The organism is Streptomyces sp. NBC_00442 (genome assembly GCF_036014195.1).
GTDB lineage: Bacteria > Actinomycetota > Actinomycetes > Streptomycetales > Streptomycetaceae > Streptomyces.
This window is the reverse complement of sequence record NZ_CP107918.1, coordinates 267,473-291,024: the sequence shown is the minus strand read 5'-3', so window position 1 is coordinate 291,024 and position 23,552 is coordinate 267,473. Positions and strand designations below refer to the sequence as shown.

General features: G+C 73.1%; 20 protein-coding genes and 1 tRNA gene. 7 read left to right on the top strand and 14 right to left on the bottom strand.

Annotation, left to right across the window (positions count from 1 at the left end; all coding sequences use genetic code 11):
- Positions 1–73: 73 nt before the first annotated feature.
- Together OG432_RS01355 and OG432_RS01350 are read right to left on the bottom strand one after the other, a co-directional pair.
- Positions 74–1,288: a MalY/PatB family protein gene (locus OG432_RS01355; protein WP_328306826.1), complete on the bottom strand. Its 1,215-nt coding sequence runs from the start codon at positions 1,286–1,288 to the stop codon at positions 74–76.
- A gap of 67 nt (positions 1,289–1,355) precedes the next feature.
- Positions 1,356–2,540, bottom strand: coding sequence for an MFS transporter (locus OG432_RS01350; protein WP_328306824.1), 1,185 nt, complete (start codon positions 2,538–2,540; stop codon positions 1,356–1,358).
- Positions 2,541–2,630: 90 nt separating this feature from the next.
- On the opposite strand from OG432_RS01350, the gene OG432_RS01345 reads away from it, so the two are divergent.
- Complete coding sequence (locus OG432_RS01345) at positions 2,631–3,488, top strand: helix-turn-helix transcriptional regulator (protein ID WP_328306822.1); 858 nt, start codon at positions 2,631–2,633, stop codon at positions 3,486–3,488.
- Positions 3,489–3,614: 126 nt separating this feature from the next.
- Here OG432_RS01345 and OG432_RS01340 read toward each other — a convergent pair whose 3' ends face one another.
- Positions 3,615–4,349, bottom strand: coding sequence for an SDR family oxidoreductase (locus OG432_RS01340; RefSeq protein WP_328306820.1), 735 nt, complete (start codon positions 4,347–4,349; stop codon positions 3,615–3,617).
- 126 nt (positions 4,350–4,475) lie between these two features.
- Between OG432_RS01340 and OG432_RS01335 the strand changes: the two genes are divergently transcribed.
- Positions 4,476–5,051 carry a TetR/AcrR family transcriptional regulator gene (locus tag OG432_RS01335; RefSeq protein ID WP_328306818.1) on the top strand — a complete coding sequence of 192 codons (576 nt, stop codon included), beginning with the start codon at positions 4,476–4,478 and terminating at the stop codon, positions 5,049–5,051.
- Between the two features lie 75 nt (positions 5,052–5,126).
- On the opposite strand, the gene OG432_RS01330 is transcribed toward OG432_RS01335, so the two are convergent.
- The 4 genes from OG432_RS01330 to OG432_RS01315 all read right to left on the bottom strand — a co-directional run bounded on the left by OG432_RS01330 (position 5,127) and on the right by OG432_RS01315 (position 7,184).
- On the bottom strand, positions 5,127–5,501 hold the full coding sequence (locus OG432_RS01330; RefSeq protein ID WP_328306816.1) for a hypothetical protein: 375 nt from the start codon (positions 5,499–5,501) through the stop codon (positions 5,127–5,129).
- A 74-nt stretch (positions 5,502–5,575) separates the two neighbouring features.
- Positions 5,576–5,965: a roadblock/LC7 domain-containing protein gene (locus OG432_RS01325; RefSeq protein WP_328314958.1), complete on the bottom strand. Its 390-nt coding sequence runs from the start codon at positions 5,963–5,965 to the stop codon at positions 5,576–5,578.
- A gap of 38 nt (positions 5,966–6,003) precedes the next feature.
- Entirely contained in the window at positions 6,004–6,753 is a 750-nt protein-coding gene (locus OG432_RS01320; protein WP_328314957.1) for a transcriptional regulator, read from the bottom strand.
- A 41-nt stretch (positions 6,754–6,794) separates the two neighbouring features.
- A complete protein-coding gene (locus OG432_RS01315) occupies positions 6,795–7,184 on the bottom strand; it encodes a hypothetical protein (protein ID WP_328306814.1) in 390 nt (129 codons plus the stop codon).
- A gap of 378 nt (positions 7,185–7,562) precedes the next feature.
- Between OG432_RS01315 and OG432_RS01310 the strand changes: the two genes are divergently transcribed.
- Complete coding sequence (locus OG432_RS01310) at positions 7,563–9,077, top strand: hypothetical protein (RefSeq protein WP_328306812.1); 1,515 nt, start codon at positions 7,563–7,565, stop codon at positions 9,075–9,077.
- Between the two features lie 114 nt (positions 9,078–9,191).
- On the opposite strand, the gene OG432_RS01305 is transcribed toward OG432_RS01310, so the two are convergent.
- Both OG432_RS01305 and OG432_RS01300 read right to left on the bottom strand, forming a co-directional pair.
- The gene (locus OG432_RS01305; RefSeq protein ID WP_328306810.1) at positions 9,192–10,148 is read right to left on the bottom strand and encodes an SDR family NAD(P)-dependent oxidoreductase; all 957 of its coding nucleotides are present in this window, start codon (positions 10,146–10,148) and stop codon (positions 9,192–9,194) included.
- Positions 10,149–10,463: 315 nt separating this feature from the next.
- On the bottom strand, positions 10,464–11,273 hold the full coding sequence (locus OG432_RS01300; RefSeq protein WP_328306808.1) for a LysR family transcriptional regulator: 810 nt from the start codon (positions 11,271–11,273) through the stop codon (positions 10,464–10,466).
- A gap of 68 nt (positions 11,274–11,341) precedes the next feature.
- Between OG432_RS01300 and OG432_RS01295 the strand changes: the two genes are divergently transcribed.
- From OG432_RS01295 to OG432_RS01285, 3 genes are all read left to right on the top strand, one after another.
- Complete coding sequence (locus tag OG432_RS01295; protein ID WP_328306806.1) at positions 11,342–12,250, top strand: NAD(P)H-binding protein; 909 nt, start codon at positions 11,342–11,344, stop codon at positions 12,248–12,250.
- A 34-nt stretch (positions 12,251–12,284) separates the two neighbouring features.
- A complete protein-coding gene (locus tag OG432_RS01290) occupies positions 12,285–13,217 on the top strand; it encodes an aminoglycoside phosphotransferase family protein (RefSeq protein ID WP_328306805.1) in 933 nt (310 codons plus the stop codon).
- Between the two features lie 227 nt (positions 13,218–13,444).
- Positions 13,445–15,289, top strand: a complete 1,845-nt coding sequence (locus OG432_RS01285; RefSeq protein WP_328306803.1) for a serine/threonine-protein kinase — start codon at positions 13,445–13,447, stop codon at positions 15,287–15,289.
- A gap of 70 nt (positions 15,290–15,359) precedes the next feature.
- Here the strand turns inward: OG432_RS01285 and OG432_RS01280 are convergent.
- The 4 genes from OG432_RS01280 to OG432_RS01265 all read right to left on the bottom strand — a co-directional run bounded on the left by OG432_RS01280 (position 15,360) and on the right by OG432_RS01265 (position 21,860).
- Positions 15,360–15,434, bottom strand: a tRNA-Trp gene (locus OG432_RS01280).
- Positions 15,435–15,512: 78 nt separating this feature from the next.
- The gene (locus tag OG432_RS01275) at positions 15,513–18,401 is read right to left on the bottom strand and encodes a helix-turn-helix transcriptional regulator (RefSeq protein WP_328306801.1); all 2,889 of its coding nucleotides are present in this window, start codon (positions 18,399–18,401) and stop codon (positions 15,513–15,515) included.
- A 261-nt stretch (positions 18,402–18,662) separates the two neighbouring features.
- Positions 18,663–20,837, bottom strand: coding sequence for a M4 family metallopeptidase (locus tag OG432_RS01270; RefSeq protein WP_328306799.1), 2,175 nt, complete (start codon positions 20,835–20,837; stop codon positions 18,663–18,665).
- Between the two features lie 486 nt (positions 20,838–21,323).
- Positions 21,324–21,860 carry a hypothetical protein gene (locus OG432_RS01265; RefSeq protein ID WP_328306797.1) on the bottom strand — a complete coding sequence of 179 codons (537 nt, stop codon included), beginning with the start codon at positions 21,858–21,860 and terminating at the stop codon, positions 21,324–21,326.
- Positions 21,861–22,012: 152 nt separating this feature from the next.
- Between OG432_RS01265 and OG432_RS01260 the strand changes: the two genes are divergently transcribed.
- Entirely contained in the window at positions 22,013–22,273 is a 261-nt protein-coding gene (locus tag OG432_RS01260; RefSeq protein WP_328306795.1) for a hypothetical protein, read from the top strand.
- 110 nt (positions 22,274–22,383) lie between these two features.
- On the opposite strand, the gene OG432_RS01255 is transcribed toward OG432_RS01260, so the two are convergent.
- On the bottom strand, positions 22,384–23,205 hold the full coding sequence (locus OG432_RS01255) for a PRC and DUF2382 domain-containing protein (RefSeq protein WP_328306793.1): 822 nt from the start codon (positions 23,203–23,205) through the stop codon (positions 22,384–22,386).
- Between the last annotated feature and the right edge of the window lie 347 nt (positions 23,206–23,552).

The window sequence follows — 23,552 nt, the reverse complement described above, 5'->3', positions numbered from 1 at the left end:
TGTCGTGGAAGAACTGGCAGCGGGCCGCGCGCCGCCGCGAGCCGGTCGCGGTCCGCTGCTCGCTGACACTCAACTACGAGTCCTGGCGCGGAAGTTGCGCGGCCCTGGCCATGCGCCGCACCGCCTCGACGACCACGTCCGGCCGCGTCCCGAAATTGAGCCGGACGAAACCGTGCCCCGAACCGGGCTCCCCGGGCCGTTGGAGGGGACTGAACCGTGCCCCCGACGACACTCCGACCCTGGCCGCACGCAGAAACCGCTCGGCCGGGTCTCCGGGCAGGCCGAGCGGACGGACGTCGAGCCACGCCGTGAAGCCCGCGGCCGGGGGACGGCAGACGACGCGGGGGAGCGTGCGGGCGAGCTCGGCCGCGAGCAGCTTCCGGTTTCCGTCCAGCGCACGGAGCAGTTCGTCGAGCCACCCCTCGCCCTCGGTGAATGCCGCCTCGCCGGCCAGGACCCCGAACAGCCCTGATCCCTCGTCGAGTTCACCGTCGAGCGCGGCGACGACCGCGCGGGCCTCGGGCCCCGGCACCGCCAGCGCCGCTTTGAGCCCGGCGAGGTTCCACGCCTTGGAGGCCGACACGAGGGCGACCGAACGGGCCGCCGCCGGGTGGTCGAGCGACGGGAAGGGGATGTGGCGCCGGGGTCCCGGATGTACGAGGGGCGCGAGGATCTCGTCGGAGACGACCCGCACGCCGTGCCGTTCGGCCAGGCCGGCCACGGCCATCAGCTCGTCGCGCGCGAACACCGTCCCGGTCGGGTTGTGCGGATTGCACAGCAGGTACACCTTGGCGCCCGCGGCGAAGTGGCGCTCAAGGCTGTCGAGGTCCAGCGCGTACCCGTGTGGTCCCGGGGCCGGCGGACTGGTCACGAGCCGCAGTCCGAGCCCTTCGAGCCGCGAGTAATAGGGCGGATAGCCGGGGGTGTTCACCACGATCGTGTCGCCTGGTTCGGTGGTCAGGCGGAGGGTCTCGACGATGCCGGTCATGACGTCGGGGACCAGCCGCATGGCCGGCGGATCGGGGTGCCAGCCGTATCGGCGGCCGGCGAAGGCGGCGAACGACGCGGGCAGGCGCCCGGGAGAGGCGTAGCCCGTGTCGCCGTCGGACACCGCGCGGATCAGTGCGGCCCCGATCGGCTCGGCGAGCGGCGTGTCCATCTCGGCGATGCGCATCGGCAGGACGTCGGGCGGGAACTCGGTCCACTTGACGCTCGTGCGGCGGCGCAGTTCGGCGAGCGTGTAGTGGGTGAGCGGGGTCCGTGTGCGGGGCGGGGGATTCGTGCTCATGGATATGGTGTGCCTTTCCTGGTCGTGGACCGACTGCCGGGGGATGGGAACGGGCCGTCGTGGGGACTTACCCGCGGACGGTGAACCGCCTCCGGCCGACGACGACGGCGACGGTCAGCGCAACGGTCACGGCGGCGGCCACGCCGAACACGACCCCGAACCGCCCCTCGGCGGCAGCCCCGCCGCCCAGCGCGGTGCCGAGCGCGCTGCCGACGAACAGCGCGGCGACGTAGAACGACACCGCGGTACCGCGTGCTTCGGGCACCACCGACGTCGCCCACGCCTGGAGCGTCGAGTGCAGGAACGCCCAGCCCGCTCCCAGCAGCGTGGCCAGGAGGGCGTAGCTCCACACGCCGGGTGCCACGGCCGCCGTCGCATACCCCGCGAGCACGAACCCACCTCCGATCGCCGCAGGAGCCTGCGGCGTGATCCGTGGCGCCAGTGCCTTCACGGCACGCGTGAAGACGAGCGTTCCCGCGCCGTACAGCGCGGTGATCGAGCCGGCCGCGGCGTCGGACAGACCGCGGTGGTGCAGGGCCGGGGCCACGAAGGTCAGGCCGCCGAGCAGGGCGGCGCCCTCGACCACGCCGAGCGCGGCGACGACGTAGGCGAAGCGGGCCCGCAGGACGGTGACGATCTGAACGGCCACGCTGCCGACGCGAACGCGTTCCGGTTCGGTGGTGCCGCGCAGTGCGGCCGCGGCGGCGAGGGCCGCGACGGCCGGAACGGCGAACACCAGGCGCCAGCTCAGCCAGGTCGCGACCCCTCCGGCGAACAGCGCCGCAAGGCCGCTGCCGAGACCGAGCGCCGCCATCAGGTCGGCGAGCGCGCCCTGACGTCGCTCGGGGCTCACCGTGTCGCCGACGAAACTCAGCGACGAGGGCACCACCGCGCCGAAGGCGAAACCGGCGAGGACGCGCAGCGCGGCGAGCGTCGCGAGATCGGGCGCAGCCGTCGAGGCCAGGCCGGCGAACGCGGCGACGCACAGGGCGAAACGGATCACGCGAAGCCTGCCTACCCGGTCGGAGAGGATCCCCCAGAACGGCTGCGACAGGCCGTAGGCGAGGGCGTATCCGCCGGCGAGCGCCACCGTGGTGGTGAGGGGGACACGCAGGGCGGCGGCGACGGTCACCAGGATCGGGGCGAGGGCGAACCGGTCGAAGTTGGCGGTGAAGGCGGCCAGGGCGAGTGGTAGGGGGGCGCGGGTGTCGGGGCGTACGGCCGGTGCCGCCGCTGGAGTACGCGTAGTCATGATCCGATCGTGGGGCCCGCCGGGGGCCGGTCCGGCCACCCGGCACTCACGGATCATCCTGGGAGTGGGGGTAATAGGCTGCCGTTCACCATGGACGATCACACATCACGACGCCGTGCCGCGCTCGGCGCCTTCCTGCGCTCGCGGCGTGAGCGCCTGACTCCGGGCGACGTCGGCCTGACCGGTGGTGTCCGGCGCAGAACACCCGGACTGCGCCGCGAGGAAGTCGCGTTGCTGTCCGGCGTGAGCGTCTCCTGGTACTCGTGGCTGGAGCAGGGGCGGCCCATCGCGGCGTCGCGCCAGGTGCTCGATGCGCTCGCCACCACCCTGCGCCTGACCCGGGCCGAGCGGCGTCACGTCTTCGACCTCGCCGGCGAGAGCGACATCGATCCGCACGCGGCCGCCGACGGCTGCCCGGCCGTCGGCGACCATCTGCGCGCCACCGTCGCCGCACTGGCCCCCCATCCGGCCTGCCTCCTCGACCGGCACTGGGACGTCCTCGCGCACAACGAGGCCGAGGCGGCCATCTACGGCGGACTCGACCAACTGCCCGTCGAGCGCCGCAACATGATCTGGCTGTTCTACGGATGGCGGCCGATGCGCACGGTCCTGAAGAACTGGGAGACCGAGTCGTGGGCGGTGCTCGCGCAGTTCCGGGCCTCCGCCGACCGGCACCCGGGCGATCCGCGATTCGACGAGATCGTCGACGATGTCGCCGGCGTCGATCCGGAGTTCCGCGCGCGCTGGGAACGGCACGACGTGGCGGGCTTCACGCCGGCACTCAAACGCTTCGACCACCCGCGGCTCGGGCTGCTGACGTTCCGTCAGGCCAAGCTGACCGCGGCCGAGGAGCCCGGCCTGCACCTCATCGTGCGGCACCCCGCGGACCCTGCCACGCGCCGCGCGCTCGACGCGCAGGCAGCGCCAAGTCCCGTGCAGCCAGGGTGAGTTGACGGATGCTGAGGGGTGGTCAGCTCTGCGGTGACGAGCAAAGGGGCATCCGCAGCCAGCCAGCCAGCCAGCCGGCTTCGCTGACGCGGTCCGAGCCGGATGCCTGGGCGGGCGAAGCGCGTCCTAGCTCTGCGCCGTGGGCCGTACGACGATGTCGCCCACGTCGACGGTCGCCGGCTGTTCGACGGCGAAGGCGATGGCGCGGGCGATGGCCTCGGGCGCGATCGCGATCTTCTCCATGGTGTCGAGGACTTCGCTCCTCATCTCCGGTGTCATCGAGTCCGCGAACTCCGTGCGCGTCATGCCCGGCGAGACGACCGTCACGCGCAGATTGCCGCCGGCCTCCTGGCGCAGGCCCTCCGAGAGCGTACGGACGGCGTTCTTCGTCGCGGCGTACACCGACTGGCGCGGCACGATGCGCAGCCCGGCGGTGGAGACGGTGTTGACGAAGTGTCCGAATCCCTGCCTGCGGAACACGGGCAGCGCCGCGGCGATCCCGTACAGGACGCCCTTGAGATTGACGTCGATCATCTCCTCCCAGTCCTCGACGCGCAGCTCGTCCATGGGGGAGATCAGGCCGACGCCGGCATTGCTGACCAGGACGTCCAGCCTGCCGTACCGGTCGCAGGCCAGGTCGACCAGGCCGTGGAGATCCTCGCGGCGCTTGACGTCCGTGGGTGCGTACGCGGCGTGGCCGCCGGCCTTCACGATGCGGGCGGTCAGCGCCTCGAGGCGGTCGGGTCGGCGTGCGCCGAGCACCACTTTGGCGCCGCGCTCGGCGAGCAGGAGGGCCGTGGCCTCGCCGATCCCGCTGCTGGCGCCCGTGATCGCGACGACCTTGCCCTCGATGTGCGACATGGTGGATTCTCCCGGGGAAGAGTGGGTGCGGCGCATGCTCTACGGTGAAACCGGAGGCGCCGCCGGTTGACTCCACATTAAGTGGAGGCGCCTCCACTTAGCAAGGGACGAGGGAGTGAGCCGTCGATGGCACAGGAGACGGGGCGCCCGTTGAGGGCGGACGCGCAGCGCAACAGGGACAAGATCCTCGCGGCCGCGGTGCGGGTGTTCACCGAGGAGGGGCTGGACGCGCACTACGAGCGCATCGCGAAGGAGGCGGGCGTGGGCACGGGCACGCTCTACCGCAACTTCCCGACCCGGGAGACCCTGATCGAGGCGGCCTACCGCAACGAGGTGTCCCGCCTGTGCGACGCCGTGCCCGGCCTCCTGGCCTCGATGCCGCCGCGCGAGGCGCTGCGCGCCTGGATGGGCCGCTTCATCGACTACGCCACCGCCAAACTCGGCATGGCCGAAGCGCTGCGGGCCGTCGTCGCCTCGGGAAGCGACCCCTACGGCCATAGCCGGGCGCTGATCCAGGCGGCGATCACCGCACTCATGGAGGCCGGAGTCGCCGCCGGAGCCCTCCGCTCGGACATTCGCCCGTCCGACGTGTTCGCGGCCCTCGCCGGGATCGCCCTCACATCGGCCGCTCCGGACCAGCGCGACCAGGCCGAACGGCTGCTCACGCTCACGCTCGACGGGCTGACCTCGCCGTCCGCCTGAAAACGCCCGCGCCCTGCGGGGCGCCACCTCCCGAGGAGGACGGCGCCGCACAGGGCACTGGCACGGCGGCGCGGTTCACACCTCCAGTTCGGCCTCGATCTTCTTGAGCTGGTGCCGGGCCATGGCGAGGTTGGCCCGGCTCTTGTCGAGGGCCAGGTAGAGGAAGAGCCCGTTGTGGTTGCGTCCGGTCAGGAGCCGGATCAGGTGGTACTGGGAGCCCAGGGTGATCAGGATGTCCTCGATCTCGTCCTTCAGGCCCAGCAGTTCCATGGTGCGCACCTTCGCGCGCACCACGTCGGTGTTCCCGGCGGCGGCCACCGCCAGGTCGAGGTCCTTGCCGCCACCCAGGGTGCCGAGGGCCATGCCACTGCTGTAGTCGACGAGGGCCACACCGATGGTCCCCTCGATGAGGGACATCGATTCCTTGAGCGCGGCTTCCGTATTGGCCATGGGATTCGTGCTTCCTTTCCGCTGTTTTCCGTCCGATGTGTTCCCCGGCCGGTCGGCCCGGGGACGGGTGGGAGTCATGGGGTCTCCAGTCGGCCGAGGCTGCCGTCGACCAGGTCGCCGATCCGGGCGCCCGCGCGGCGGGCTTCGAGATGCAGCCGTCCCACGTTGATGCGGGGCTGGGCGAGGAGGGTGAGCACGGCGGACGAGCCCGCCGCGTAGGTGGCCACATAGCCGTCGTCGCCCCGTAACAGGAGTTCACGGAAGGCGCCTTGGCCCGCCGTGTCGGTGAGCCGCTGGGCGACGCCGAGCGCGGCGGCGGTCAGTGCGGCGAGCGGCTCGGCCTCGCTCGTGGAGTCCTGGGCCAGCACCAGACCGTCGACACTGGCCGCCATCGCCCCGCTGAGCTGAGGCAACCGGACCCGGAGTCTGCGCAGTTCGGCGAGGACCTCCGCCTCTGCCGCCATCATCTGTCTCCTTTCGGCGCGCTGCCTGCGGACGCGGATCACAGCGTGGCCTCGAGGCCGTCACGCAGCCTGCGCAGCAGGGCCACGTCCGCGATGGACTCCGCTTGCGCCGACGCCAGTGCCACCGGGGCCGGCATGCCCTGCTGCGGCACCGCCGCGAGCGGAGTCTCGATCGCGCCGCACGCCGCGAGGCGGCGGACGTCGACCAACGTGTGGAACGCCGGGCGGCCGAGAAGCCGCGCGATGTCCTGCGGGGTGCGCACCCCGTCGGCCAGGGCGAGCAGCGCGCGCCGGCGCGCGGTGACCGGCGCCCCGCCCAGGCCCGGCGAGGGAACCACAGGAGCCGTGTCGACCTCCGGATGCGGCCACAGCCGGGAGAGCAACTCCCGGCGCCTGGCGGCCTCTCGGGCCACCGAGCAGGCCGGCACCGGCCGCACCGGGCCGATCCAGTGCGCCACTCCGTACCGAAAGCGCGTGGGACCGCTTCCGGGAGAGAGCGTGAAGAACGCCGCGTCGAACAGCGCACCCAGATGGCACAGTTCGAGCTCGCCGTCGGTGACCTGGCCGCTGTCGACCAGGAACCGGCCCACCGCGCCGCGCGCCCCCGCCTGGTCGACGGCCCACTGCCAGCCCTCGGGGCGCAGCCTGCCGCTCACCGTGAGCAGGACGTCGATGCCGGGGGCGGACGGACTCTCGGCGTGCACCACCTGGCCGTCGACGAGATAGAGCGTGCCGGTGTCGCGCAGCAGCGCCCCGGTCGCCCGCTCGGCCACCAACCGGCTCAGCATCGGCGAGAGTTGGCGCTCGTCCGTGGTGGACGCCGTCGGGCTCACGCCAGTACCAATCGCTCGGCCAGATCGCGCAGGCGCAGGCGGGCGAGCGCCAGATTGCCCAGCTCGCGGTCGAGCCACAGGTACAGGAAGACGCTGCTGTCGTAGGCGGTCCGTACGAAGCGCAGCAGATGGTAGCCGCCCTGCGCGGTGACGAGCACGTCCTCCAGAAGCTCATCGGCCGCCTCCCCTGAGCCGGGCGCGAAGACGGGGTGCTCGACGGCGCTCCTGGCGAACTCGGCGGCCTCCGCGGCGGCCGCCTCGTGGTCACCGCCCGGCGAATCGCCGATGGTGCCGAGAGCGAGCCCGCTGGTCCAGTCGACGAGAGCTGCCCCGAGCGCGCCGGGCAGCCGCATCGTCTCCAGCAGGCACTCGTCGATTCCGGGCACGCGAAGATCCCCTCCTTGGTCACGTGACGACAGGTCGCCGCGGCACGACTCCACTGCCGCAGTGACGGAGAAGTTACGCCCCGTGTCGCGAGAAGGAGGAACTTCTGGCATTTTCCAGTGGGACATGCCAGAGATGGCTACGATCCGCGCCGCGCACCGCGCCGGCGGGACCCACGCCCTTGGTCAAGTGCCGTGAGAAGGAGCGGCATTGAGCCATCGCGGACGCGGCGACCCCGTCCGGGCGCGACCCGGACGCCGACGACCGCGAGCCCTGTCGTCGGTCCCGTGATCCGATCGAAGCGGTGGCGCGGTCGCCTGGGACAAGGCTCCCAGCAAAAGGGCGTGCTGTCCGGAAAAAGCCCCTGCACGATGGCAGGCATGAACCACGTGCTGTGCGGCCTCGCCGCCAATCCCGCTCTGCCGTCCCACCTCGTCGACCGACTGACGGCCGTCGCGGACGGCGACGTGGCCTCGGCCCTGGCCGCGCGCGCGGATCTCACCCAGGCGCAGGCGCTCGCCCTGGCCTCGCACGGGGAGGACTGCGCCGTCCAGCTCGCGCGCGCCGGACGTCCGGGCGCCGAGCACGTCGACCCCGTGTCCCACCCGGACTTGGCTCTCGCCCTGCTGGACGAGGGGGTTGGGGATCAGCGGTGGGCGCGCCGGCTCGTGGCCGATCCATCTGCCGCGCGCCGCGCGCGACTTGCGGCCTGCCCCGGTCTTCCGTCCGACGTGGTCAGGACGCTCGCCGTGGACCCCGACGTACAGGTCGTCGCGGAACTCGCCCTGTGGAGCGACGTGCCGGATGTCGTGGCGGGGCTGGTCCGGCACCCGCACACCGCGGTGCGTCGCGCCGCGGCGGCCAACGAGGTCACGCCCCCGGACCTGCTGGCGGCGCTCCTCACCGGCGAGGGTCTGCCGCCCGCACGGTGGTGCGAGGTCTGCGAGCGCGAGGCGATCCCGTTCGTCCACGAGCGCGCATGCCCGCGGCTCGCCTGCGCCCTGCCGCCCGGGGCCCGGTGCGACGGCTCCCACGGGTCGGCCGTGCAGGCCCTCCGCCGGGCGGCGCTGGACAATCCCGCCACACCCGCCGACGCGGCCGCCCGCTTCGCCGGCCACGAATCGGCGCTGCTCCGTTGGTCCGTGGCCCGACGCCCGGGGCTGCCGGCCGCGGTGTACGAGCGGCTCGCCGCCGATCCCGTCCCCGGTGTCCGCGCGGACCTCGCGGAGAACGCCGCCGTCGGCGAGCAGGTGCTCCGCACGCTGGCCGACGCCCGGGACATCGACGTACGCCGCTCCCTGGCCCGCAATCCGTCCCTACCGCTCGACGTACTGAGCGATGTCGCCGGGACCATGAAGAAGGGCGCCGCCCCGCTGCCGCGGATCGCCGCGGCGACTCCCGCGGAGACGGCGCGCCTTGCCCGATCCCCAATCCCCGCCGTCAGGTTGCTGGTGGCCAGGCGCCGCGACCTGCCGGCCGAAATCCGCGACGCCCTCGCGACCGACCCCGACGCCGCGGTGGTCGCTGCCGTCGCATCGCACCCCGGCCTGCGCGAGGCGCAGCTGCGCGCCATGCTCGGCCTGCACGGAGCCCGCGTCACCGCCCAGGTGGCGGCCAACCCGGACGCCACACCCGCACTCCTGGACGAACTGGCCCGGCAGGAACCTCCGGCACGCAAGGCGCTCCACGCGATCGCGCGGCACCGGCACGCGACGCCCGCCGCGCTGTTCGTCTGTCTCTCGGACGAACGGGCCCGGCGCATGGCCGCAGGGCACCCGGCCCTAGCGCCGTCGGTCATCACGCGGCTCCTGGCCGACGACGACTGGCAGGTGGCCGAGGCGGCCGCCGCCAACCCCTCACTGCCCGCCGAAGCGATGGCGGCCCACATCCTCTGACGTGGGACGGCACGCACCGCGGGACCCGGTCCCATGCATCGGCCGCGGCGCGCGTGCGCATCACCACGGCCCGCGTCCGCATCACCGCGGCGCATGTCCGCAGCCCCGGTGACCTCAGCCGCCGAACCCGAGGTACGGATCGTGGGTGCCGGCCAGCTCGGCGCCGGCGGACCAGAGGCGGGCCGCCACGGCAGGGTCGGTCATGTGCGGGAGGGCGGTCTCGGACCGGGGAAACCCTCGCAGGCCGAAGACTCTCGGCCCCCACAGATCCCCTCCCCGCACCCGCGGGTCCAGGACGGCGCGCACCACGGGCCAGGCCCCGGCGTCCTTGCCCTGCAGCACGAGTCCCGCGGGCGCGGCACGCAGCCGCTCGCCGGGGGTGCTCGCATGGACCGGAGGGCGCGCGGGCGTGAGCGAGTCCAGGGCGCCGCCGGGGTGGGCGACCACGCTGAGCACCGTACTGCCGACGGCACGCAGGCGACGGTCGAGTTCGAAGGCGAACGACATCTGCGCGAGCTTGGATCGGCCGTAGGTGCGTTTGGGCCGGTAGTCCCGGGTCGACTGCAGATCGTCGAGATCCAGGCGTTCGGACCGCGCCGCGAAGCTGCCCACCGTCACGACGCGGGCCGCCGGGGCCGCGGACAGGAGCGGGGCGAGCCACCGGGTCAGTGCGAAATGGCCGAGGTGATTGGTGGCGAACATCAACTCGTGCCCACCCTCGGTCTCCCTGCGCGCCGGATCGTCCAGCGCGACCCCCGCGTTGTGGACGACCGCGTCGAGATGACCGATGTCCAGCCGGTCCACGGACCTCTCCAGGGAGGGCAGGTCGGCGAGATCCAGCCGGAGATGCCGTACGTCCGCTCCGATGACGCGCGAGCGGATCGAGTCCGCGGCGGCGTCCGCCTTCGCCGGGTCCCTGCTGCCGAGCACGACGACGGCTCCCGTGGCCGCGAGTTGTTCCGCGACGAAGTAGCCGATTCCGGCGTTGCCGCCGGTGACCAGGAACGTCCTGCCCACCGCCGACGGCAGCCGCCGGACGTCCCACGGCCGAATCTGAGAGGAGGAGGACACGATGACGGGCTCCTTGCGCTGGGGCGGATGCCGGAGGGGGCTTGGGGGTGCGGCCCGCGGCGGGCGCCAAGGACGAGTTCCGAGCATGGATGCCAAGGACGGGTCCTGAGAACGGGTCCTGAGCACGGGTCCTGAGACCGGGTCCCGAGGGCGAGCGCCGTGGGTGAGCACTCGCCCACGGTGTCAGCCCTCGCCGATAAGGCACCGACACACCGCGGCCGCCACCGACAGAACCCCGACACGCCTGCGGACCGGCGGACCCGCGGGAGGGGCGTAGCGGGTTCGGCTCCGCTCGCGGATGGGCCTCAGGCGTCCTCAGGCGTCCCGCAGCGTGGACGCGGCCACGGCCAGGAAGTCGCGCAGGAGCCTCTCGCGCCCGCCCCCGAGGACGGCCAGGCACGTCTCGATCCCGGGGGCGTCCGTCACCGGAACGTGCACGAGGTCCGGGCGGGAGTAGGAACGCGCGACGCTCAAGGGGACCAGAGCGATGTCGGATCCTGCGGCGATGCGTTCGAACTTCTCCTCCAGGGACGCGGTCCGCCGGACAGGAGTGTCGATGATGCGCTCGCCGTCCAGGTCCGCGGAGGTGAGCTCGTCACGGCCGGCCAGCGGATGCGCCGCTGGCATGCAGGCGACTCTGGGCTCGCGGCCGATGGGCAGGGTGCGCAGCCCGGAGTCGTCGAACGGCCGCCGCAGATAACCGACTTGGGCCCGGCCGTCCCGCAGCGGCGCGTCCTGTTCCCACCACAAAGCGGGGACGAGGTCGATCTCCACATTCGGATGGCGCGAGGTGAACGCCCGGACCGCTTCGGAGACGCGGAGTCCGGGGGAGAAGGCGACCGCGAGGCGCTGGACACCGCGCTCGACGTCGTGCACGCGCCGCACGGCGGTGCTGACGGCGGCGAGAATCGTCCGCGCCTCCTCGTGGAGGCGCTCCCCGGCGGCGGTCAGCTCCACGCTGCGGGTGGTCCGCACGAGCAGCGTGCACTGCAATTCCTGCTCGAACGCCTTGATCTGCCGACTGAGGACCGGCTGGGTGATGTAGAGCGCCTGCGCCGCCCGGCCGAAGTTCCGGTGTTCGGCCACCGCGACGAAATAGCGGAGCTTGCGCAGGTCCAGATCCATGCCGTGAGGGTATCAATGGGTCGGGAAGGGCATTGGACGCCGCGGGCGGGCCGCCCGAGACTCGACACATGATCGTCATCACCGCCCCCACGGGCCAGATAGGCAGCCAGGTCCTGGACACCTTGCTCAACGGCGTCCCCGGAAGCGTCCCCGGCCCCCGCGAAGACCTGCGCGTCATCGTGCGCGACCCCGCGAAGCTCCCTGATTCCGTACGGGACAGCGTCGACGTCGTGACCGGCTCGCACGGCGACGCCGAGGTCGTCGAGGCGGCGTTCACCGGCGCGGACGCCGTCTTCTGGCTGGTCCCGCCGAACCCCCGGGCCGCGAGCCTGGACGCTGCCTACAGCGGTTTCACCCGCGCCGCCGCGAAGGCGTTCATCACCCACGCGGTGGGGCACGTCGTCGGCGTCTCGGCGCTCGGCCGCGGCACGCCCGTCGCCGGCCGCGCCGGCCTGGTCACCGCGTCGCTCGCCATGGACGACCTCATCGCGAGCACGGGCGTCGCCTACCGGGCGCTCGCCAACCCGGGCTTCATGGACAACCTGCTGCGGCACGCGGCGTCGATCCGCGACGAGGGAGTGTTCACCGACACCGTGGCCGCCGGCCGCGCGGCGCCCGCCGCGGCGACCCGCGACATCGCGGCGGCCGCCGCGAGGCTGCTCCTGGACCGCTCGTGGGCGGGGACCGGCGAGGTCCCGGTGCTCGGCCCCGAGGACCTCTCGGCCGACGACATGGCACGGATCATGTCCGACGTGCTCGGTCGTCCGATCCGCTACGCGCGGCAGTCGCTGGACGACTTCGGCGCCGCCCTGACCGCGGCCGGACTCGGGAGCGCGTTCGTCGATGGCTACGTCGACATGATGCGCGCGAAGGACGACGGCCTTGACGCCGGTGTCCGGCGCACCCCGCACACCGAGAGCCCGACCACCTTCCGCACCTGGTGCGAGGAGGTCCTGAAGCCGGCGGTCCAGAGCTGAGCGCTCCGTGCCGTGCGCCCCGTATCGTGCCCGGATGATCGTGATGCCGGAGGAGTTCGCGCGGGGCACCGTCGCGCGTGAGGGGCGGCGCGGGGCCGAATGGCTCGCCGAACTGCCCGGGGTGGTCGAGGAGTTGCTCGGTCGGTGGGACTGTGTGCCGGACGGGCGGGTCATGCACGGCGGTGTCGGCGTCGTCGTGCCCGTGCGGCGCCGGGCGGGGGAGAGGGCCGTCCTCAAGGTGTCGTTCCCGCACCCCGGCAACGTCCACGAGCCGGACGCGTTCGCAGCGTGGCGCGGGCGCGGGGCGGTCCGTCTGTTGGAGCGCCGCGACGAACGGTTCGCGATGCTGCTCGAACGCGTCCGGGCGTGGACCCTCGCGGACGTCGGGGACGGCGACGAGGTGGTGGCGGTCGCCGGGCGGCTCAACCGCCGTCTCGCCGTACCCGCCCCGCCCGGCCTGCCCCGGCTGCGGGAAGGGGCGGCCGCCCGGACGGAGCGGCTGCGCGAGGACGCCGGGGAGCTGGCACACACCTTGTCGCGCGCGGCGCTGGACGCCGCGGTGGCGACCCTCGCCGAACTGGGCCGGGACCAGCCGGACAGCCTCATCCACGGTGACCTTCATGCCCGCAACATCTTGCGCGCGGACCGTGAGCCGTGGCTGGCGGTCGACCCCAAGGGATACGCGGGGGACCCCGCCTACGACGGCGGCACACTTCTCAAGTCGCGGGCGCCGGCCCTCCTGGAGGCGAACCACCTCGGCAGGGCCGTCGACCGCATCCTCGACGTGTTCTCCGAGGCCGCGGAACTCGACCGGGAGCGTGTACGGCGCTGGTCCCAGTTCCATGCCGTGGAGGCTTCGCTCTGGGGTCGCCGGCACGGCTTCCGTGCAGCCCGCCGCGGACCCCGGCTCGACCGGTTCACCCAATTCGCGGAAGAGTTGGCCGAGTTGCTCACACGGGGAGCCTGAAACGCCCGAGCGCCCGACCGCGATGCCGGCCGCCGGTCACACCCGGGCCGCCCCGCTCCACCGTGGCCGTGCCCGCGCCGGCGCCGAGGGAGTGCGCCGATCCCCGCCTTCGATAGGCTCTGCGCCGTAAGCGTTGGGTAAAGGTACACGCGGGGAGAATTGTGACGGATCATCAGCGGGAACCAGGGCGTGCCGGCGGACCGGACGGTTCGGCGACGGACCCGGGAGTGTTCCAGCCCCTGGCCGACGACGACCCGCGTTCCGTGGCCGGATACCTCCTCAGCGCCCGGCTCGGCGCCGGCGGCATGGGCAAGGTGTACCTCTCCTACACGCCCGGCGGCCGGCCCGTGGCGATCAAGGTGATCCGTCCCGAGTTCGCCGAAGACGCCGACTTCCGCCGCCGGTTCCAGCAGGAGGTGCGCGCCGCGCAGCGCGTCCAGGGCCTCTACACCGCACCGGTGATCGACAGCGACACCGACGGCCCGCGCCCCTGGCTGGCCACGGCCTACGTGCAGGGCCCTTCCCTGCACGCGGCCGTCGCCGCCCACGGAGCGATGCCCGTGGGCACCGTGCTCCTGCTCGTGGCCGGGATCGCCGAGGCGCTTCAGGTCATCCACCGCGCGGACATCGTGCACCGCGATCTGAAGCCGTCCAATGTGCTGCTCGCCGTCGACGGCCCCCGCGTCATCGACTTCGGCATCGCGCGTGCGGCCGACGCCACCGCGCTCACCGGGACGGGCGTCAGCGTCGGCACCCCGTCGTTCATGTCGCCCGAGCAGGCGGCCGGCAGGAGCTGCACCGAGGCGACCGACGTCTTCGCGCTCGGCCAGATCGCCGTGTTCGCCGCGACGGGCGCCGCGGCCTTCGGTGACGGCGCCTCGCACGCGGTGCTCTACCGGATCGTGCACGAGGACCCCGATCTGTCCCGGCTGCCGGACGAGTTGCGCGAGATCGTCATGGGCTGCCTCAACAAGGACCCCGCACGGCGGCCGTCCACCGCCCGGATCATCGAGATGTGCGGCGAGGCCTCGCAGGACCCGGCGCTGCGGCGCCCGGACGGCTGGCTGCCCTCGTCGTACGCGGCCGACCTCACCCAGGCCGCCGCCCCGACCCCGCCGCCGCAGCCCGCGCACCCGCCGACGCAGGCGGCGCCGCCCAACTCGGCGGCGTACCCCGCGACGCAGGCGGCCGCGCACACGCCGCCCCCGGTGCATCCGCCGACGCACAGTGCCCCGCACACGCCGCCGCCCTCGCACGCGCCGACGCAGCCCGCGTACCCCAACTCCGTACAGCCGCAGGCCGTTCACCCGCACGCGGTGGGCGGCTACGCCTACCCGCAGAACGCCCACCCGCAGAACGCCGGCCAGCCGCTCGCTCCGGCGGCCGGGACTCCACACGGCTACCCGAACTACGCGGTTCCCGGGACCGGCGCCGGGTTCCCGCCGCAGGCGCCCCGCAGGCGCAACCGTGCCGGGCTGATCGTCGCGGGGGTGGCGGTCGCCGCGCTCGTCGGCGGCGGCGCGTACATGGTGGGGCACCTCGCCGGCAGCGGGTCCAACGACGCCAAGGACGGCGCAAGGAGCAGCGCGTCGCAGTCGGGCGGCGCGGCGTCCGGCGCGGGGGCGGGCACCGGAGCCGGCACCGGGAAGAGCAAGGCTCCGACAGCGCCCAAGCCCGCCGTGTACAACAACATCAGCATCCCCCAGGGCTATTCGGTGACCTTCGCCGACGAACCGCCGCGGCCCCAGCAGCTGGACGTGAACTACGAGGGGGACTTCGGCTACTCGCGGGACATCGTCAACGGGGACGCCCTCGCCACCAACCAGAGCAAGAACACCCTGGCTCTGCTCGACGCGGGCGAGCCCGGTTCGCTGGACGGCTGCCGCGCCAACACCCGGTACACCACCTCCATCACCGCGGACAAGGTCGGCAAGGGATCCCGGATCTGCGTGAAGACCGGATCGGGACACTACGGCCTGGTCACCGTGCTCGGCTTCGCGTCCAAGGACGCGCCGAGCCAGTACGTCAGCGTGGACCTCACCGTGTGGCGCAACGCGGTCACCACGCCCTGAACCGGCGTCCGCCCGTGGGGAGTCGGCCGCGTGCGCCGCGCGCCGGCGGCCGCTTCCCCGGGCGGGCGGGCGGAGCCGGCCGGATTCGAACCGGCGTCCTCGCGGTTTTGGAGACCGCGCGCGTCGACCTCTGCGCTACGGCCCCGCCCGTTCCGGAATCGTACGGGAGCGGGCGCGCGGTCCGGCCGGCCCGCCGGGGCGCGCGCCCGTCGGCCGGCCCGGACTAAGCCGTGGGCTGTGCCATCACCATGCGGGTGATGTCCACACGCGACTTGGCGCCCAGCTTGCGGTAGGCGCGGGTGAGGGCCGCCTCCACCGTCTTCACACTGACGACGAGACCGGCCGCGATCTCCCGGTTGGTGGCGCCCTGGGCGACACGGGTCACGACACTGCGCTCGGTCGACGTGAGGTGGTCCGACCAGGAGCCGCCCTCGGGGACGCGGGTTCTGCCGTCCTCCGCGCGGTCGCGCTCGGCCCGTGTCGTCGCGACCCAGGGCCGTGCGTCGGCCATCGTGAAGACGCGCAGCGCGCCGGAGAAGGCGGCGCGGGCGGCGGGTTCGTCGCCGAGCAGGCGCCGGACCCGGCCCAGGGCGACCCTGGTGCGGGCCTCCTCCAGGGGATACCCGATGGTGCGCAGGCGGGTCGCCGCGTGTTCCAACGTGCCTGCCGCGCGGGCGGGCCGGCCGCGTGCCACATCGATGGCCGCCTCCGCCCGGTCCAGGGTGGCAAGGACGCCGGGCCGGCCCAGCTGTGCGGCCTTGCGGCGTCCCGCCAGGAGGACGGCCTCCGCCTCGTCCGGTGCGCCGACGGCCGCCAGAGCCTCCGCGAGGTCGGCGTGCCACCGCCGGGTCGCCGGGTCCTGCTGCCCCTGCGCGGTCTCCAACTCGCCTGTCCGCCGCAGGAGTTCGGCGGCCCGCTCGTACTGTCCCGCGAACAGTGCGATCCTTCCGGCGGCGTGCAGGGCACGCGGCAGGAAGAGCCGGTCGTTGTCGTCCTCGCTGTGCCGTTCCGCCGCCTCGGCCGCGGCGAGGGCCCGGCTCAGGCTGCCGCCGGCCGTCTCGGCGAGCGCGACCGCGTACCAGGCGGGCCCCTGGCTCAGGCCCGCCTCTTCGGTGATCCGCAGGCTCTGCCGGGCGATGGTGAGGGCGGGCCGACATCGTCCGCGCTCGATCTCGACCTGCGCGAGACCGATGAGGCACTGACTCAGACTGTCCGCGGAGCCCCGCTGGCGCAGCCGGTACACCAAGGTGCGCAGTTCGCTTCTCGCCTCGTCCAACTCGTCGCGGACCAGATGGAATCGGTGCTTGAGGTAGAGCGGCCCGTTGTGATGCGTCATGGCGTGCGTGTCGTGCGGTGCGGCGAGCGCGGCCGCCAGTGTCGCTTCCGCCTGCGGGAGCCCGAGGAAGAGTTCCAGCGCGGCCCGCTGGGTCAGCGCCATGAGCTCGGTGCGCCGGTCGCCGGTCCGTGCGGCGAGGCCCGCGGCGCGCACGGCGTGGACGTGGGCGCGTGCGGCGGAGCCGCCGACCATCCACGCCCGCCAGCTCATCCGGTAGTGCAGCTGGGCCAGCAGCCCGGGGTCTCCCGCGGCGTCGCGCAGTGCCTCGGGGAAGACGTCGGAGATCTCGGCCATTGCCTGCCCGCACGAGTCGATCACCACGTTCCAGGCGCTGACGCGGTCGGCGGCCCGCCGGGCGTCGCCCAGTACCTCGTGCGCGAGCTGCCGGGCGAAGCCGAGGTCGCCGGCTTCGATGGCGTCCTGCGCCGCGGTGAGCCTGCGGTCGATGTCGACGTCCGTCTGTCCCGCGGGTGTGTACTCGGCGGCCAGGCGGCCCAGTCTCGCCGCCGTCCCGGGGGCGCCGCGGCGCCGCGCCGCCGTGGCCGCGGCGGCCAGACGGCCCGCCACGACCGGGTCGGGGCCCGCGGCGAGCCGGGCGATGTGGTGGGCACGCTCGACGGGGTCGTCGGAGGCATCGGCCAGCGCCCGATGGGCGTCCAGCACCTGCTCGTACGGCGTTTCGGCCCGCAGCACCATCGGCGTCAGCGGATCCAGGAACCTGATGGTCGCGTGGTCCGAGGCGGCGAGGCCGCCGATGAGCCCCTGCCGTACGCAGGCGTCCAGGTCGCACGGGGCGTGCGTGCGGCCCGCGCGCCGCAGCAGCTGCACCGTGGGGCGCACGGCGACGCCCGCGACGACCAGGGTGCGGCGGGCCCGGTCGGGCAGCGCTCCGATCCGGTCCAGGATCGGCCGGCGCAAGGAGTGCGGGACGGGCAGGGGCTCGGCGGGGTCGGGCAGCTCCGCACCCTCAAGGCGTACGCGCTCGTCGAGGGCGGAGCTGAGTTCCAGGGCGGCGCGGGGGTTGCCGCCGCTCGCCTCGTGCAGGCGCGCGACGAGCCGGCCGGGCCAGGAGGGCTGATCGTGCCGCTCAAGGAGCTCAGCCACCTCGTGGGCGGTCATGGGCGGCACGGGGATCCGGCGGGCCGGCCGCGGACACAGGTCCAGTACGCCGCCGCGGTCGCCCAGGCCGGCCGCGAAGGATTCGGGACCCTCGCCGGAGCGCACGGTGGCCAGGACCGACATGCCCGGATCGGCCCTGCGGGCAAGGTGGGTGAGGATGTCCGCGGTGGGCCGGTCGAGCCACTGGGCGTCGTCCACGACCAGGAGGAGCGGGCCGGCGCCGCACAGCAGGGCGAGGACCTTGCGGACGGCGATCCGCAGGACGAGCGCGTCACGCCCGCCCGCTGTACCGTTCCGCGCCCCCGGTTCGTCGCGCGCGGGCTCCGCGCTGCGCAGGAGCGCCCTGTCCAGGACCGCCCGTTCGTGCGGGGCCAGAGCGGCGAAGGCATGGTCGCCGAGGTCGGCCAGGAGGTCGATGAGTCCGAGGTACGGGGTGTGCTCGTCGGCGGGGGAGGGCGAGCAGCGCAGGATCCGGTGGCCGCGGCCGCGCAGCTCCGCGACGAGCTGCGACACCAGCGTGGTCCTGCCGATGCCGGCCGGGCCCGTCAGCAGGACACCACCGCCGTGCGCCAGTTGGGAGCGCGCGGTCGCACCGATGGTGGTGCGCTCGACGGCGCGCGGCGGGGGGCTCGTCGGCAGGGTGGTCGGCTCGGTCATCGCAAGCCCTCCCGGACACAGCCTCGTTCACGCCTGTGACACCGGGCGTGAACCGGTCATTCGTGCTGCCGCGCCGAATGTAGGACCGTGCTCGCCGAAAGGTCAAGACCAATCGACGATCCGGCGGCGGCTCGCGCCGCGGCCGGCGGTGCGGTTGCGGGCCGGTCGCGGACATGCCGACCGGGCCGTCGGTCGGCTGACCAACGGCCCGTTCGTATGGGCGAGTTGAAGTCGTTCAGAAGGCGAGGCCGGCCGCCCCGGTCAGCAGGCGCCCGCGTCCTTCCAGACCGCCCAGGATCCGGCCGCGCCCGGCTCGGCGCCGGTCGAGTACCACTGGGAGGACCACTTGTGGCCGTTGTACGCGACCTGGTCACCCGGCACGTAACTGGAGCTCGCGCTCCAGGCCGGGATGGTGCCGCAGCCCTGCGGCGGGTTGCCGCCGCCGCTGATGGTCCAGGTGAAGGAGGCCGTGCCGGTCGCGTTGTCGGTGTTCTTCGCCGTGACGGTCACGGAGGAGGTGCCGGCGGTGGTCGGAGTGCCGGTGACCAGCCCGGTTGAGGCGTTGATCGACAGGCCGGCGGGCAGGCCGGTCGCACTGTAGGTGAGGGTCTCGCCGCCGGGGTCGCTCGCCTGGATCTGGAGGGAGGCCGCGGTGCCGACGGTGCCGCTCTGACTGCCCGGGTTGGTCACCGAGGGCGCGCCCGGCTGGCTGGTGCAGCTGCCGGGAACGGGGTCGGCGCCGGTGACGCTGACCGCCGCCCAGGCGGCGTCGATGGTGTTGTACTCGGCGCAGTGCGTGCCGTACAGATCGGCGGCGGCCTTCAGCGAGTCGGTCCGCGCCTGGTGGTAGTTCTCACTGCTGTTGGCGTAGGAAGCGAGCGCCTTGTACCAGATCTTGGCGGCCTTGTCGTTGCCGATGCCGGTCACCGTGGAGCTGTTGCAGGTGGGGCTGTTGCCGTAACCGTGGTCACCGCTGCCGACGGCCGCGAGGAAGAACCAGTGGTTCAGCGGACCCATCGAGTAGTGCGGGTCGAGGCTGCCGTTGCCGCTGTTCCAGCAGTTGGGCGACGAGCCGTCGAGCGACGGGTTGTACATGTAGCGCAGCGGCTTGTTGTCGCCGTTGATGTTGATGAGCTCGCCCATGGTGTAGTCGGGCTTGTCGACCGGGTTGTTGGCGTAGAACTCGACCATCGTGCCGAAGATGTCGCTGGTGCCCTCGTTCATGCCGCCGGTCTCGCCGGTCTCGTCCCAGCCGGTGAGGGCGCCGCTCACGCCGTGGCTCATCTCGTGTCCCGCGACGTCGAGTTCGACCAGCGGACGCGCGTTGCTCTGCCCGTCGCCGTACGTCATCTGCGTGCCGTCCCAGAACGCGTTCACGTACGCGTTGCCGTAGTGCGTCCGCGACGGAACGCCCCGGCCGTCGCCGAAGATGCCGTTGCGTCCCTGCACGTTCTTGTAGTAGTCGAACGTCTCAGCCGCGCCGTAGTGCGCGTCCGCGCCGGCCGACGCGGGGTCGCTGGTGGAGCCGTTGCCGAAGGTGCCGCTCGAACTGGTGAAGACCGAACCGGTGCCGCTGGTGGCGTGGTTGAGGTTGGTCGTGTAGCCGCTGCCGTGCGAGGGGTCCTGCATCGAGTAGCCGCTGCCGCTCTGGGTGACGTCGAGGGAGACGCGGCCGCTGTAGATCGACTGGCCGGTGCCGGCGACCGTCGGTGCGGCGGCCTGCGCCGCCGCACCGACCTTCGAGGTGACGCCGCCGTTCGCTGCCCCCTCGGCCGCGAACGTGCTCACCTCGTCACTGGTCCGTACGACCTTGCCGGTACGGGCGTCCACCAAAACGTGCAGGCGGCTCGGTGTGCGGTCCGGGCGTTCGCCGCTGACCACGGTTTCCCAGACCAGGGTGGCGTCGGCGCCCTGCATCTGGACCGCCAGGTGTGCGTCGGACACGGAACCGACGCTGCCCCTGAACGCGGCCCTGGACACCTTCACGGCGCTGGACGCGGCCAGTTGGGGCTCGGTGGAGACCGCCCCCGAGGTCTGCGAGCCGGTGGCGAGCGACTGGTACGCGCCGTCCTTCTTCAGATGCACGATGACGTCGCCGCCGTACGCGGGAAGCCCCTTGTACGTGCGGTCGAAGCGGACGGCTGCGGAACCGTCGTGGTCGACCACCAGGTTGCGGACCGTGAACGCGTCCCCGTCGGCCTTGTGGGCGGCCCCGGCGTGGGCCGCGAGCGCCTTCTGCGCGGCGTCCACGACGCGGCTGCGGACGGCGGGCGCCGGGTCGGCGGTGTAGGGAGCCGCGGCGAAGGCCCCGGGGCCGGCGGGCGTGGGCGCGGGCCGCGGTACGGGCGCCGCGGTGGCGGCGGGCAGGGCGATCGCGGACACGGACACGCAGGCCAGCGCGGCCGTCAAGAGTCTCCCGGCTCTTCGTATCTCCATAGGAGTGGGGGTTCCTTTCGCGTCGTGCACGGGGGATGCCGCCGCTGGTGCACAGAGCGCGTGAGGAAGGCGGCGGACACGTGCGGGGGGTGCGGATAACGCGGCTCGGGGAGGAGCCGCGTCGACGCACGAGTGTCCGCGACCGCGCGAGTGCCGGACAGGCACTGTGCGCAGGGCGAGGGGTTTCCCTATCCGGCAGGGCGGATCGCCGGCACGGTGGAGCGGGGACGCGAGTGAGGAACTGCCGCGCGTTCGGCGGCGCGCCGCCAACTCGGCACGGCTGAAGGGCAGTTCGCCGCCAGGAGTGGGCCGGCGTGCGATGAGGGGCCCGGAAGCCCGGCGATGTCAGAAACCCCGGGGAACGCCGGAGAACGCGGCGGAGAACCCCGGGGAACGCCGGAGAACGCGGAGAACCCCGGAGAACGCGGAGGAACCGAAGGACCCGACCGAAGGGCCCGGGAGGCCGGGCCCGGATGGGCGCCGTGCCTAGAAGTCGTCCGACGACGGCAGGGCTTCGGCGATCAGGCGGGTGGCGAAGTCGGGGTCGTCGGTGATGCGGTTGATGTGTTCCGCGAGGAGGAACGCGGTGGCCTCCAGCGGGGTCATCTCCGCGTCCGTCCAGTCCCCGTACTGCTTGCGCCACAGATTCGGGCTCAGGCCGGTGCTCGCGGCGATGACCAGGGCGGCCATGGTGGGGATGGCCTCGGGCCTGATGCTCTTGGGCATCATCCGCATCGAGGCCACCAGGTTGGGCACGACGTACTCGATGACGTCCTTGTCGTGCTCCTCGTGGGCCTGGCGCAGCCACGTCATGAACATGTAGATCAGGGTGCAGGTGCCGTCCAGCACGTCATCGACGGCCTCCGGGCTGAGCGAGGCGTTGAACTGCTTTGTCAGCGCCCGCTGTTGAGCGTCGCCACCGGCCGTGTTGTTGTGGATGCCCTTGAGCCGGGAGTCGATCATCATCAGCGCTGTGCCCACGTCGCCCGCGGGAGCGTTCTGGGGGCCGTAGCGAGACAGCACAGGATTCCTCCTCCGTACGGACCGCGGTGAGCAGCGGCCTGTTCGTACCGTAGAGGATCGGTATGGCCCGGGTCCGACGAATGGGGTGAACAGCAGCCCGCGCGGGGTACGCGACGGGGCACCCGTTTCCGACCGAAAGCGAGCACCCCACCGTGAGCGACCGCAGGCCCGAGGGGCCGGGAGACGCAGGAGCGCCCGTTCCCGAGCCCGTACCCCACGATCTGCCGGACCAGCAGGCCGGCGCCGAGGGCGACCCCTGGGACGCCGCCGGCCACGCCGAGAGCGGCGGGCACGGCGACAAGCCGGATCCGGAGATCCCCGACACCGACGAGGCGGGCACGGGCCGCCGCGGCGCCCCGCACTCCGGCAGCAGGCGTCCCGGCCATCCCATACCGGACGAACCGACCGGCTGAAGGGCCGCGCGGGCCGGTTCACCGGGCCGCGCGCGGGGCGAACACGTGACGCCGCCCGCCGTCCCGGGGTCACCCGGGACGGCGGGCGGCGACGGACAACCGCGGCCGGGTCAGCGGCGACCCCTGTCGCCCCGCCCGTCACCGCGACGGCGCTCGTCCTTGCGGGTCGCGTCGTCGTACTGGATCTGCTCCTTGCGGACGGTGTCGCTCACCTCTTGCTGCTCGGTGACCTTCTCCGTCTCCAGGCGCACCCGCTCGACCGGAACGGCTTCCTTGCGCACCACGGGCCGCTCGGCGTGGAGCGTGACTTCCGTCTCCGCCTCGCCGATGTCGGCACGCGCCCGGTCGCCCTCGCGGATCGGCTCGCGCACGACCCGGACCTCCTCGTGGCTGACCGGAACGGTCGTCGACACGTCCTCGGTCACCACGACCTTGCGCAACCGCGCACGGCCCACCTGCTCGTTCTCGGTGCCGACGCGCAGCCGCTCCTCGGAGCGGACGATGGACTCCCCGTCCTCGGCGTACCGGCCGTGGACGTCGGTGCCGGTCGCGTTCCCGGGTACGTCGACGCTTCCGGCGGCCCCGCCGGGGCCCGGCGTGCGCGTGCCGTGGCCGTCGACGCCGTAGTGGCGGTAGAGCTCACGCTCCGCGTCCACGTCCAGGTGCTCCTCGGCGTCCATGCGCGGGGCGTCCTTGACCAGGCTCTTGGGGTACGCGACATGCAGAGCCTCGCTGTCCTGGCGGGCGCCCGCCAGCGGTACGAAGGACTCCTTGGTGCCGAACAGACCCGTCTTGACCGTCACCCATTCCGGGCGGCCCGAGTCGTCGGCGAGGTAGACCTGTTCGACACCGCCGATCTTCTCTCCTTCGGGGTCGTAGGCCACCAGGCCCTTGAGCCCCTCCGGGCGGTTGAACATGTCACCAGTGCTCATGCGGATCACTCCTGACTGTCGGGGGAGAGGTCGGCATCCGGATGCGAAGCCGTATCCCTGCCTCCAACCCCGCCACAAACGGGCCGTCACAGCTACCGCAACTCCGGGCGCGAAACGGCCGACATCCGCTCCACGCCTTGGCCGGGCCCGTCCAGGGGCGTTCCGCGCGTTGGGCCGAGCGGGTGAGAAGAGCGTCAGCGCCCGCGCAGCGGGCAGGCGCGGTGCATGACGCTCGCAATGCTTTCGCTGCCGCCGCTCATCATGGCCGTCCTTCTCGCCTTCGGCTTCGGCCACACCGCGCGACCCCGCCACGGGCGCCGACGCAGTCACTGACCGGGCCGCAGCGG

Excerpts from the sequence above, each read along its gene's own strand:
- OG432_RS01350 (WP_328306824.1), bottom strand. The coding sequence starts at position 2,540 with ATGACTACGCGTACTCCAGCGGCGGCACCGGCCGTACGCCCCGACACC.
- OG432_RS01330 (WP_328306816.1), bottom strand. The coding sequence starts at position 5,501 with ATGGCCAATACGGAAGCCGCGCTCAAGGAATCGATGTCCCTCATCGAG.
- OG432_RS01320 (WP_328314957.1), bottom strand. The coding sequence starts at position 6,753 with ATGCTGAGCCGGTTGGTGGCCGAGCGGGCGACCGGGGCGCTGCTGCGC.
- OG432_RS01275 (WP_328306801.1), bottom strand. The coding sequence starts at position 18,401 with ATGACCGAGCCGACCACCCTGCCGACGAGCCCCCCGCCGCGCGCCGTC.
- OG432_RS01295 (WP_328306806.1), top strand. The coding sequence starts at position 11,342 with ATGATCGTCATCACCGCCCCCACGGGCCAGATAGGCAGCCAGGTCCTG.
- OG432_RS01310 (WP_328306812.1), top strand. The coding sequence starts at position 7,563 with ATGAACCACGTGCTGTGCGGCCTCGCCGCCAATCCCGCTCTGCCGTCC.
- OG432_RS01335 (WP_328306818.1), top strand. The coding sequence starts at position 4,476 with ATGGCACAGGAGACGGGGCGCCCGTTGAGGGCGGACGCGCAGCGCAAC.
- OG432_RS01325 (WP_328314958.1), bottom strand. The coding sequence starts at position 5,965 with ATGGCGGCAGAGGCGGAGGTCCTCGCCGAACTGCGCAGACTCCGGGTC.
- OG432_RS01340 (WP_328306820.1), bottom strand. The coding sequence starts at position 4,349 with ATGTCGCACATCGAGGGCAAGGTCGTCGCGATCACGGGCGCCAGCAGC.
- OG432_RS01300 (WP_328306808.1), bottom strand. The coding sequence starts at position 11,273 with ATGGATCTGGACCTGCGCAAGCTCCGCTATTTCGTCGCGGTGGCCGAA.
- OG432_RS01355 (WP_328306826.1), bottom strand. The coding sequence starts at position 1,288 with ATGAGCACGAATCCCCCGCCCCGCACACGGACCCCGCTCACCCACTAC.
- OG432_RS01255 (WP_328306793.1), bottom strand. The coding sequence starts at position 23,205 with ATGAGCACTGGTGACATGTTCAACCGCCCGGAGGGGCTCAAGGGCCTG.
- OG432_RS01345 (WP_328306822.1), top strand. The coding sequence starts at position 2,631 with ATGGACGATCACACATCACGACGCCGTGCCGCGCTCGGCGCCTTCCTG.
- OG432_RS01270 (WP_328306799.1), bottom strand. The coding sequence starts at position 20,837 with ATGGAGATACGAAGAGCCGGGAGACTCTTGACGGCCGCGCTGGCCTGC.
- OG432_RS01290 (WP_328306805.1), top strand. The coding sequence starts at position 12,285 with ATGATCGTGATGCCGGAGGAGTTCGCGCGGGGCACCGTCGCGCGTGAG.